Here is a 12,455-nt window from a genome sequence, read left to right as displayed (position 1 = left end):
AATCCTAACAAGAGAATTTTTTTTTTCATAATTTAATCGCTTTCTATAAAAAAAGGGAAAAGCGCTGCTTTCCCCTTTTATAGTTTAAATATTACTTAGATGAATCAATTAAATCAACATCAGTGTAATCAACTACGTCACCATCAATGTAAGTAATTGAAAGACCGTTTGTTGTTTTAGCTGCAGTACCAAAAGACATCATCATCTCATTGTACATAGCCATAACGTCACCAGTGTAACCTGCACTTTCATTACCAGTAATAGACAACGTGTAACCCATTGCATTATTTACTGTAATAGTTAAAGCACTTGCTTCTTCCATGTCGCTGTCAAGGTATGTAGTCATTACTTTAAAGTCTACATCACCAGAAACACCCTCTAATGTAATAGAGCCTGAATCTGTTGCATCATCAGCTGTAATACTTAACATACCAGTGAAGCCAGAATCACCATCCATGATTTCAACATGGTTAGCCGTTTCAGTCATTATGATTTCTGCATCATCTACATTGTCAGCAGTTACTGCGCCATCAAAAGTAAATACTAAACATGAATCGATTTGAGTAGCATCAATTGTACCGGCTGCAAAATCAACACAATCTGTAAGTGCTTGTGTTTGTGTAGCAGCAGTAACAAGCTCAACAGATACGTCATTCTCACCTTTTAATGTAGCGCCCCAAGCAACAACAAGCTTGTCGCCTTCATAAGAAGCCGCTGCATTAATCATCTCACCTGTAGTAGCATTGCTAAGCATTAGCGTAAGATCATCTAAGCTGTAAGCATAGTCCCAATCAGCATTGCGAGTTGATGTGCCTGTACCTGAGTTATTACCCATTTCAGCTAATTCATCAATTACGTCTGCAAGAATATCTGCTGCATCAGCAACTGCATCAGCACCAGTGCCTGTAAGCACAGTCATAGTCGATAATGACTCTGATGTAGCTTTAACAGAAGTTAGTACTTCAAGTTTTGCAACTGCAGTTTCAGCAGCAAGCTGTAGATTATAAGCTGTTACAAATTGCTCGCTAGCTAGTTCACCTTGAGCTACAGCAGCTGTTTGCATAGCTGTAAGCGCATCAATCATTGCTTGTGCGCCTTCGCCTTCAAGAGCTAAGTATTCATTCGCAGCAACAAGTGCTTGCTCAATAGCAATTTCAAGTGCATCAACAGCAGCAGCAAAATCAGACGCAGCAGTAACTGCAGTCATCGCAAGCTCTTTTGCTTCAGCAGCGTTTGCAGCTGTATCTACCATTGCATTTTCTGCGTTAGCAAGTGCGCTAGTAGAAGCCGCTTCAGCTGTGTCTGCTACTGATTTTTTCTCATCAGCAACGTCTGCAGTGTCTTCAGCAACTAGTTTTGCTGCAGCAAGAGCAATATCAAACGTTTCAATCGCAGTTTCTGCTTCTGCTACTAGTGCAGCTAATGCAATGTCGTATGCAACTGTGTCAGTTACAGCAACAGATGCGTCTGTTTGCAACGACGTTGCAGAATCAAGAACTTGTTGGTAATCAGAGCTTTGAGTAACTAACGCTTTTGCAGCAGTTACATAGCCTTGTGATTTAACAAAAATAGAACCCGCTTTAGCTGTTAAACCAGCTGTAGCAGCTTCATTTTTCAGTAATGTAACAGCGCTTACAAATGCAGCTGCGTTATCAGCGGTAAGAGCATCGCCACCCATTGCTTGAACATCTACAAGTGAGCTTTGAGCTGTTTCAATGCTCATTTCTAATGCAGTAAGTGCAGTTTGAGAAGCAGTAACTTCTAATGTTAAAGCAGCTGCTAGAGCTGTATAAAAGTCATCTCCAACTGTACATTCTGCGCCAGTACAACCAATTACTTCTAGTGCTTTTTTAATTTTCACTGCAGCGGCTGCAAGACCAGCATCAGTTGCTGCACCATTTTTAACAGCTTTATCTTTAGCAGCTTTTGCTTTTTTAGCAACATCAGCTGAGCTAGCAGCAAATGCAACTATCTCACCAGCAGTAGGAGCTGGAGTTTTTGCTGCGAAAGCGGCTTCTAATGCAGTTTTAATGTCATCTTCAGTACCAGTAGCAATGGCAACAAAAACATTTGCAGTATTTGTAATAGCTGTTTGTAACATTGTCGCTATTGCTGCAATGCTAGCATCAGCATTACCTTTAAACTGGCCTGATTTAATACCAGCTTTAATGCTGCTCATTACATCACCAATTGAAGGTAAACCTTGAATTGAAGATGAAAGCTGTGCAATTGCTAAAATACCGTCAGTTAGTTCTTCTTCGCCATCAACATCACTTAAATCTACAGCGCCGCCGTTAGATAAATCACCAATAATAGCTGAAAGTAAAAGTGCAGCGTCTTGACCCATTACTTGTACAACAGTATCTAAGCTTGCTTTAGCAATTGCGTCTTCATCTACACTTGAACCTGAGTCAAGAAGAAGAGCCGCCACTAACGATGTTAAGAAAGTAACATTAGCTTTATAAGAACTAGCAACATTAAGATCGCCAGCTGCACCACTTACTCCAGATGTATCTGCTTCAACAGCTGGAACAAATTTAACAACTGAAAGCTCTAGGTCCGTTTTGTACCATTCGCCAAACTCAATCGCAGTATCGCCATCATTTACGTCATCTTCTTCTGGCGCTACATCGTAATCGCCACAACCTACGTAAGCATCACAACGTAAAAAGCTATCATCACCTTCTGCAGACGTTTTAACAGTAATGTAAACTGGTCCAGTAAAGTCATCATCTAAGTAGATGCTGTAACGGCCGCTTTCATCAGTTAATACTTCAGGGTTAGCAGCAATTTTACTTGCTTCTACTGCAGCATCAGCAGCACTTTGTGATAGTGCTTCTTCAGAAAAAGACTCTGCTTCTGCTGAAGCAGCTGAGCGAAACGCAACAGGAACGCTTTGACCAGATGCATCTAAAGTCATTACAGTTACTACTGCACTTTTCATTGAACCTTTAACTGCTTTACCAGTTACTTCAATGTTGAACTGTGCATCACCTGTTGCAGTAAAAGATTCTACAGGTGTAACAGGAATGTTTCTGTCATTGTCCGAACCACATGCTGTTAAGCCTAATGTAAGTGCAACTGAAGCTGCAATAGGTGTAAATTTGATCGTACGCTTTACCATTTATTTCTCCTTGATAGCCTGGAATGAGTATCAGAAATTAGTTTAGTTGATAGTGGCTTGTGTAAGCTTTTATGTTTAAAAAGCATTAAAAAAGTACACAATCATAACCTTTGTTACCAGAACATTAAAAATACCATTAAGCTATATAGTTATGCTACATATTTATACGTTTTATAGAAGTATTTATCTTTATTCTATGAGCTACTTCTTTATCAGCATCTCTATTATTCAATAACCTATAGACACTCATAAAGAACCAGCACATATTGATACAATATATTCACTTTATTAAATGAATATTACATACAATCTAGTTTGTTAATTATATTCTTCAAGTAAATGCGATGGATGAAAGCTAAAAAAGAGGATAATTCGAAAAATTAATGAAAAAGGATTGTTTATAATGAATGTTAGTAGGTTTTACTTTAGCTAAGCAAACGTTTATAAAACTTGTTTACTTACCTAAAGTAAATGTTTAGTAATTACTGAGGGACTCTTACAACCCCTTCCATTAATACGCGTGCACTTCGGCTCATACTTGCTTTGGTAACTAGCCAGTTGCCAGCATTATTTTTAGCCTCAGCACCTACTTTTAGCGTGCCCGACGGATGACCAAAGTTAACTTCACTCAATGCGCCGCCACCAGCGGCTATATTTACGAGTGTGCCTTCGATTGCTGCAGCCGTGCCAATAGCAACAGCAGCTGTGCCCATCATGGCATGATGCAGTTTACCCATCGACATAGCACGTACTAACAAGTTGATATTTGCAGCTTCAATAAGCTTTCCGCTAGATGCTTTGTAATCTAAAGGCGCTGCAACAAACGCAACTTTAGGCGTATGTTGGCGAGCTTGCGCTTCACTAATGTTAGTGATTAAGCCCATTTTAACAGCGCCATAAGCACGAATGGTTTCAAGCTTTTCAAGCGCTGCAACATCGTTATTTATATCGTCTTGCAGCTCTGTGCCGGTATAACCAATATCAGTGGCGTTAATAAATATGGTAGGAATACCTGCATTTATCATTGTTGCTTTTAAAGTACCAACACCCGGTACTTCTAAATCATCAGCTACATTACCAGTTGGAAATAACGCACCATCGCCATCAGCGGGGTCAATAAATTCAAGTTTTACTTCAGCTGCAGCAAAAGTAACGCCATCGAGCTCAAAGTCGCCGGTTTCTTGTACTTCGCCATTTGTCATGGGGACATGCACTAATATGCTTTTTTTAATATTAGCCTGCCACACACGCACAATAGCAACACCGTTATTAGGTACTCTGCTTTTATCGACCAAACCATTACTAATGGCAAAAGCACCCACTGCTGAGGTTAAGTTGCCGCAGTTACCGCTCCAATCTACAAAAGGTTTATCTATTGCCACTTGACCAAACAAGTAATCTACATCGTGGTCAGCTTGCTCACTTTTACTTAAGATTACGGTTTTACTGGTACTTGATGTAGCACCGCCCATGCCATCCGTTTGCTTAGCATACGGATCGGGGCTGCCAATAACGCGCAGTAATAAATTATCGCGCGCCTCGCCTGCTACTTGAGCAGGCTTTGGCAAGCCAGTTAAATTAAAAAATACACCTTTACTGGTGCCGCCACGCATATAGGTTGCAGGCACTTTAATTTGCGGTTTAAACATAATGCTTGCCCTTATGCAGATTGTGCTGCTTCTAAAAAGTCTTGTGCAAAGCGTTGTAACACACCACCAGCCGCGTAAATAGAAAGCTCTTCTTGGGTATCGATACGGCACTTCATAGGCACAGTGAGTACTTCACCGTCTTTACGAGTAATACTTAAATTAACGGTGGCACCTGGTTTTAAATCGCCTGCTACATCGTACGTTTCACTGCCATCCAGCTTTAGAGTTTTACGCGTTGTGCCTGCTTTAAACTCAAGCGGTAAAACACCCATACCAATTAGGTTAGTACGGTGAATACGCTCAAAACCTTCAGCTGCTATTACTTCAACGCCTGCAAGTCTTACGCCTTTTGCTGCCCAATCGCGCGACGAACCTTGCCCGTAATCGGCACCAGCTACAATAATAAGCGGTTGTTTACGCTCCATGTAGGCTTCGATTGCTTCCCACATACGGGTATTAGTGCCTTGTGGCTCTAACCGTGCGTAAGAGCCTTGCTTAACTTCGCCGTTTTCGTCCAGTACCATTTCGTTTAGTAGTTTTGGGTTTGCAAATGTTGCGCGCTGCGCTGTTAAATGATCGCCCCGGTGCGTTGCATACGAGTTGTAGTCTTCCTCTGGCACGTTCATTTTGGTCAGGTATTCACCAGCAGCACTACTTGCCATAATTGCGTTTGATGGCGATAAATGATCGGTTGTAATGTTATCGCCAAGAACTGCAAGCGCACGCATACCGGTCATTGTGCGCTCACCCGCAAGTGCACCTTCCCAATAAGGAGGGCGACGAATGTACGTACTTTCTGGGCGCCAGTCGTAAAGTGGATCGTTATCTTCACCGTAATCTACGGTTAAATTAAACATCGGCTCGTATACTTTTCTAAACTGCTCTGGCTTAACGCTTTGCTTAATTACTGCATCAATCTCTTCGTCTGACGGCCATAAATCTTTAAGCGTAATATCGTTGCCTTGTTGATCTTGCCCTAGTATTCCTTTTTCAATATCAAAGCGAATAGTGCCTGCAATGGCGTACGCAACAACTAAAGGAGGTGACGCTAAAAATGCTTGCTTAGCATAAGGATGAATGCGTCCATCAAAGTTACGATTGCCCGAAAGCACCGCTGTAGTGTATAAATCGCGATCGATTACTTCTTTTTGAATAATAGGGTCAAGCGCCCCGCTCATACCGTTACAAGTTGTACACGCAAAACCCACAATACCAAAGCCCAGTTGCTCAAGCTCTGTTAGTAGATTTGCATCTTCAAGGTATGATTGCACCGCTTTTGAACCCGGTGCTAATGAGGTTTTAACCCAAGGTTTGCGCATTAACCCCTTGGCATTTGCGTTACGGGCAAGGAGTGCTGCAGCAATTACATTGCGCGGATTACTCGTATTAGTACAGCTAGTAATAGCAGCAATAATACACGCGCCATCGGGCATTAAGCCTTCTTCGTTTTCTACAACGCCCGAAATCCCTTCTTTAGCTAAATCGCTTGTTGATACACGGCGGTGCGGATTAGACGGACCCGCAATATTGCGTCCCACGCTTGATAAATCAAACGTAAGCACACGGTCGTATTTAGCTGTTTTTAAGCTATCGCTCCAAAGGCCTGCTGTTTTTGCGTAGTTTTCTACAAGGGCTATTTGTTCTTCTTCGCGGCCAGTTAAACGCAAGTAATCTATTGTTTTATCATCGATATAAAACATAGCTGCAGTTGCGCCAAATTCAGGCGTCATGTTCGAAATGGTTGCTCTGTCACCAAGAGTAAGCGCATCAGCACCTTCACCGTAAAACTCTAAATAAGTAGATACAACACGTTGCTCACGTAAAAATTCAGTAATAGCCAACACAATATCGGTTGCGGTAATACCGGGTTGGCGCTTGCCTGTTAGCTCAACACCGACAATATCGGGCAAGCGAATATAAGAAGCACGGCCCAGCATTACGCTTTCAGCTTCAAGCCCACCTACGCCCACGGCAATAACGCCCAGTGCATCAACATGTGGTGTGTGGCTATCGGTACCAACTAAAGTATCTGGGAATGCAATGCCATCTCGGTTTTGAATAACCGGCGACATTTTTTCAAGATTAATTTGATGCATAATGCCGTTACCCGGTGGAATAACGTCAATATTTTTAAAGGCAGTTTTTGTCCAATTTATAAAGTGAAAACGGTCGTCATTTCGTCTGTCTTCAATGGCGCGATTTTTTTCAAATGCGTCAGGATCAAAACCGGCATGCTCTACAGCTAACGAATGATCAACTATTAACTGCGTAGGGACTACCGGATTCACTTTTGCCGGATCGCCGCCTTTAGCTGCAATTGCATCACGAAGCCCTGCTAAATCAACAAGTGCCGTTTGGCCTAAAATATCGTGGCATACTACGCGCGCCGGATACCAAGGGAAATCTAAATCTTGCTTTCGCTCAATTAGCTGATTAAGTGCATCGGTTAACATGGCAGGGTCGCATCGGCGTACTAGGTTTTCGGCAAATACACGTGATGAATAAGGTAGCGTGGCGTATGCACCTGGCTTAATTGCATCTACGGCTTCTTGGGTATCGTAGTAGTCGACATTTGAGCCCGGTAAGGGTTTACGGTATTGGGTGTTATTAATTATGGTCATGATAAGGGTTCGCTAATTTGGTGACGGTGTTTGCTCACAGCTAGCGTGTTTAATGAAAAGTTTGAGAAAAACTGCTCGCTAGTGGCTATGTGCAATAAAAAAGTGAGCACATGCGTGCTCACTCATTTTTTAACGTGACTCTATTGGTGTGTAACTACGTGCATCAGGGCCTGTGTAATCGGCACTTGGGCGAATAATACGGTTGTTAGCGCGTTGCTCTTTTACATGCGCAGTCCAACCAGTAACGCGGCTCATTACAAATATTGGCGTAAATAATTTAGTCGGAATATCCATAAAGTGATAAGCAGACGCATGGAAAAAATCGGCGTTACAAAACAGTTTTTTCTCGCGCCACATAATCTCCTCACAACGAACAGACACAGGGTAAAGCACGGTATCGCCTACCTCTGCAGCTAGTTTTTCAGACCATTTTTTAATAATTACATTGCGTGGATCAGACTCGCGATAAATCGCATGGCCAAAACCCATTATTTTGTCTTTACGCTCAAGCATGCCCATAACTTCTTGCTCAGCATGCTCAGCACTTGTAAAGCCTTGAATCATATCCATTGCCGCTTCGTTAGCACCACCATGTAATGGACCACGCAGCGTGCCAATCGCACCTGTTACACAAGAATGAATATCAGAAAGCGTTGATGCACACACACGACCCGCAAATGTAGAAGCATTAAACTCGTGCTCTGCGTATAAAATTAGTGATACGTTCATCACTTGTGCAAATAACTCGCTAGGTGCTTTGTCGTGTAACAGCGTTAAAAAATGTGCGCCAACAGAGTCGTCATCTGTTTGTGTTTCAATGCGTACGCCATCGTGTGTAAAGCGGTACCAGTAACAAATAATACTTGGGAACACAGCAATCATACGGTCGATTGCGTCGTTGGCTTGGTTAAAATCAAGCTCCATTTCAAGGTTACCCAACATTGAGCAACCTGTGCGCATTACATCCATTGGATGCGCATCTTTAGGAATATTTTCAAGCACGGTTTTAAGCGCATCCGGTAAGCCGCGTAAGCTTTTAAGTTTAGCTTTATACTCAGCCAATTCGCTTGTTGTAGGTAACTCACCGCGTGAAAGTAAAAAAGACACTTCTTCAAACTGCGCTTTTTCGGCCAGTTCGCTAATATCGTAACCACAGTACGTTAAACCAGAACCACTTTGTCCTACAGTACACAATGCTGTTTGACCAGCCACTTGTCCGCGTAAACCTGCGCCGCTTAATGCTTTATCTACCATGATCTTCTCCTATCTTAAATTTGTGTGTGATTTATTTTAATAGTTTTTATTTGTCAGATTTTGATGAAAAAAGAGTATCGAGTGTGTTCTCGTACGTGTGGTAATCTAAAAAGTCGTAAAGCTCAGAACGCGTTTGCATATTTTCTATTTGGCTTTGTTGCGAGCCTTCATTTAAAATTGCTGAATACACGTTTAATGCTGCTTTGTTCATGGCTCTAAATGCACTTAGTGGGTAAAGCACCATTTCAACGCCTACATCGCTTAACTGCTCTTTAGTGTAAATAGGTGTTTGGCCAAACTCAGTAATGTTTGCCAAAATTGGAACGTTAATCGCTTTTGCAAATGCTTGGTAATCAGCAAGGTCGTGTACGGCTTCTGCAAAAATAGCGTCAGCACCGGCTTCAACACAGGCAGCTGCACGGTCTATCGCGGCGTTTAAACCTTCTTTTTGAAATGCATCGGTACGGGCCATAATATAAAAATCGCTATCGGTTTTTGCATCAACTGCCGCTTTAATGCGGTCAACCATTTCACCTTGGCTTACAATTTCTTTATTAGGGCGATGACCACAGCGCTTTTGCGCTACTTGGTCTTCTATATGAAAACCCGCCGCACCGGCCTTAGTCATTTCTTTTACTGTGCGTGCAATGTTAAACGCCCCACCCCAACCGGTATCGGCATCCACAAGTAGTGGTAAATCGCTAGCACCTGTAATACGGCGAATATCTTCAAGCACGTTATCAAGGCTTGTCATACCTAAATCAGGCATACCAAACGAGGCGTTTGCAACACCGGCACCTGAGAGGTAAATAGCCTGGTGACCCATTTTTTCAGCCATCATCGCGGTGTATGCGTTAATAGTACCTACTACTTGTAACGGGCGGTTATTGGCAATAGCGTGTTTAAATTTTAATCCTGCTGACATTACTTTCTCCTCACTTTGAACGGTTGCTACGTGGAGTAACTTATAGTTTTAATCTGTAATTGTGACTGTTTAACTGCTCTTGCTAGCTTTTAGCTTTTAGCTTTTAGCTTTTAACAGCTTATGCTTTCTGCTTAGCTAATAAATCAAATTTGGTTTGAATATTTGCTTGCGATGCACTTATGTGGCGCTTCATAAGCATTTCGGCCAGTTCGCCGTCGTGGTTTTCAATGGCGTTAATAATAGCTAAATGCTCATCAAACGCTTTTGATACACGCGGCCCCACCATGCCCATTTGTACACGGTACATGCGTATTAATTGATAGAGCTCATTACACAGTAAATGAATTAAATGCGCGTTTTTACTGCCTTGAATAATACGGTAATGAAAATCTAAATCGCCGGCTTCTTGATAATAAGATTCGCCTTCTTTAACACGTTGTGTTTGTAGGTGCTGATTAAGTAATTGCTTTAAGCCTTTTACTTCTTCGGGTTCCATATTGTCGGCAGCAAGCCTGCATGCTAAACCTTCAAGCGAGCTGCGAACTTGGTAAACTTCAATCAAACGCTCAGCGGTAAGGGCAACTACGCGACAACCTACGTTAGCTTTACGCTCAACAAGGTAGCAACTTTCTAAGCGATTTAACGCCTCTCTAAGCGTTGCACGGCTAACGCCATAACGTTTTGCAAGTTCTGGCTCTGATATTTTACTACCTTGAACTATAGTGCCTTCAACAATCTCACGGCGCATATCTACAAATACTTGATCTGATGCGGTAGTTATAGGCGCTTCGTTTAAAAATGTGTGTGTCATAAGTTATTTTTTAGATTGTCGACAATTCATATGGTCACTATGTGCTTATTAAAAAAACATGTCAACCCTAAAACCTATCAAAACGACTAAAAAACACGCTCATTGTCGACACTATTAACCTAAAGTCGCATAAAAATGGTTTTACAATGGACTAAAACAGTGAAGTGTCGACAGCGTAATAAATCAGATGTTACGCTTTTTAGCGCTGAAAACACCTCGCATAAATGCTATTATCGCGCTTTATTTTTATAGTATGAGCTAACGCGTGAACGCCAACACTTTTATTCCTGAGCACTTTATTGATGACGTAAAAACCTATTTGCCAGCGCATCTAAACTTAGATGACTTTTTAAATGCGTGTCGCAGGCCGCTCAGAAAATCTATTCGCGTTAATACATTAAAAATTAGCATTGAAGAATTTGTAAAACGTGCAACTGAAAAAAATTGGCTGCTAACCCCTATTCCATGGTGCAGTGAAGGCTTTTGGTTAGAGCGCCCAAGCGATGAAGAGCAAAACCTAGCCCTTGGTAATACCGACTTACATCTAAGCGGTGCGATGTACGTGCAAGAGGCAAGTTCAATGCTGCCCCCTATTGCCTTAAAACAGAGTATTGAACTCGCAGACTCTCAAAGTAACACCATACTTGATATGGCATCAGCACCAGGCTCTAAAACATCGCAGCTAGCTGCACTTATGGATAACCAAGGCGTGCTTGTTGCAAACGAGCTTTCGTCGTCTCGTTTAAAGGTACTTAGCGCAACGCTCAAACGTATGGGGGTTGGTAACTGTGCGCTTTCGCATTTTGATGGCGTTATATTTGGCAACTACATGTTTGAATGCTTTGATAGCATACTGCTAGACGCGCCCTGTTCTGGTGAAGGCACCGTACGTAAAGACGCAGACGCCCTTAAAAATTGGTCAATAGAATCAAACATACAAATAGCCCAAGTACAAAAAGACTTAATTAAAAGCGCATTTTACGCATTAAAGCCAGGTGGCACATTAGTGTATTCAACCTGCACACTTACTCCGCTCGAAAACCAACAAGTATGCGATTATTTACTCAGTGAATTCGGTGACTACATAGCACCGCAATCCCTAAGCGACTTATTTGAAGGTGCAAGCAAGGCTACTACCGATGAAGGCTATTTACATGTATGGCCGCAAACGTTCGATAGCGAAGGCTTTTTTATCGCTAAATTTAAAAAGCACGCAAGTTGCGATAACCCAAATCAAACTGTTAAAAAAGGCGCGTTTCCGTTTAACGAATTTGATAAAAAACAAAGTGCCGCGTTTATGCAATCGCTTAAAAAGCACTTTGGGCTAACTAACCTACCTGGCAGCTTAATGCAGCGCGATAAAGAACTGTGGTTATTTCCACAAGGGTTTGAAGCCGTACAAAATAAAATTAAGTACGCACGTTTAGGTATTCAAATTGGCATTATTCATAAAAACGGCGTGAGACTAACGCACGAATTTGCAACCGTATTTGGCAATAAGTGTAAAACCAATGTATTTGCTTTAAATAACGAGCAAGCAAATGATTATTTTCAAGGTAAAGATATACGCTTAGCTGAGGCAACTCAAACAATAGGTGAAGTAGTATTAACGCTGTGTGGTTGCCCTATCGGGCTGGGGAAATGGCAAAAAAATAAGATCAAAAACTCACTACCACGCGATCTAGTGCAAAATACGCAGTTAATAAGCTGGGGTTAAACTAAAGTACAAATTACGCATAATTAATCTAATCCTTTGTTATCAAATGTAACTAGGTGGCAAAATTAGTTATGCTTTATTGAGTAGCTTTACTATAGTTTTAAGTACTTTCTTCTTCTCCCTAACGAACCAGAAAGTTTTTAGTTAACGCTAGGCTCAATTTAGAGTCATTTTATTGCCCAGAGGTTTTTTATACACCCCTGGGCAATTTTTTGCGCAGTATAATAACAATTCAGCTTTACCAAAAAACAAGTATTCACAAAGAGGTTATGAGGCGCTGCGCTTTTAGAGAAGTGATAAATCAGTTAGTTGAATAGATCACTTGGTGTCTTCTCATTTACTCCTCATTCTCTT

7 protein-coding genes are annotated in these 12,455 nt (G+C 41.7%); 1 reads left to right on the top strand and 6 read right to left on the bottom strand.

Annotated elements, in window-relative coordinates:
- Window positions 1-91 precede the first annotated feature (91 nt).
- From GQR46_RS08865 to GQR46_RS08840, 6 genes are all read right to left on the bottom strand, one after another.
- The gene (locus GQR46_RS08865; protein WP_165740742.1) at window positions 92-3,124 is read right to left on the bottom strand and encodes a hypothetical protein; all 3,033 of its coding nucleotides are present in this window, start codon (window positions 3,122-3,124) and stop codon (window positions 92-94) included.
- Between the two features lie 482 nt (window positions 3,125-3,606).
- Window positions 3,607-4,773, bottom strand: a complete 1,167-nt coding sequence (gene prpF / locus GQR46_RS08860) for a 2-methylaconitate cis-trans isomerase PrpF (protein WP_165740741.1) — start codon at window positions 4,771-4,773, stop codon at window positions 3,607-3,609.
- 11 nt (window positions 4,774-4,784) lie between these two features.
- Window positions 4,785-7,394 carry a Fe/S-dependent 2-methylisocitrate dehydratase AcnD gene (gene acnD / locus GQR46_RS08855; protein WP_165740740.1) on the bottom strand — a complete coding sequence of 870 codons (2,610 nt, stop codon included), beginning with the start codon at window positions 7,392-7,394 and terminating at the stop codon, window positions 4,785-4,787.
- 129 nt (window positions 7,395-7,523) lie between these two features.
- Window positions 7,524-8,648: a 2-methylcitrate synthase gene (gene prpC / locus GQR46_RS08850; RefSeq protein WP_165740739.1), complete on the bottom strand. Its 1,125-nt coding sequence runs from the start codon at window positions 8,646-8,648 to the stop codon at window positions 7,524-7,526.
- A 46-nt stretch (window positions 8,649-8,694) separates the two neighbouring features.
- Window positions 8,695-9,573, bottom strand: a complete 879-nt coding sequence (gene prpB, locus GQR46_RS08845) for a methylisocitrate lyase (protein ID WP_002962361.1) — start codon at window positions 9,571-9,573, stop codon at window positions 8,695-8,697.
- 118 nt (window positions 9,574-9,691) lie between these two features.
- Window positions 9,692-10,384, bottom strand: a complete 693-nt coding sequence (locus GQR46_RS08840; RefSeq protein ID WP_165740738.1) for a GntR family transcriptional regulator — start codon at window positions 10,382-10,384, stop codon at window positions 9,692-9,694.
- Between the two features lie 265 nt (window positions 10,385-10,649).
- Here GQR46_RS08840 and rsmF point away from each other — a divergent pair, with 265 nt between their 5' ends.
- A complete protein-coding gene (gene rsmF / locus GQR46_RS08835) occupies window positions 10,650-12,101 on the top strand; it encodes a 16S rRNA (cytosine(1407)-C(5))-methyltransferase RsmF (protein WP_165740737.1) in 1,452 nt (483 codons plus the stop codon).
- Window positions 12,102-12,455: the final 354 nt, after the last annotated feature.

Source organism: Pseudoalteromonas sp. Z1A6 (assembly GCF_011378745.1).
Taxonomy (GTDB): Bacteria; Pseudomonadota; Gammaproteobacteria; order Enterobacterales; family Alteromonadaceae; genus Pseudoalteromonas; species Pseudoalteromonas arctica.
The sequence above is the reverse complement of the archived record's forward strand: the minus strand, read 5'-3'. Positions and strand labels throughout refer to the sequence as shown.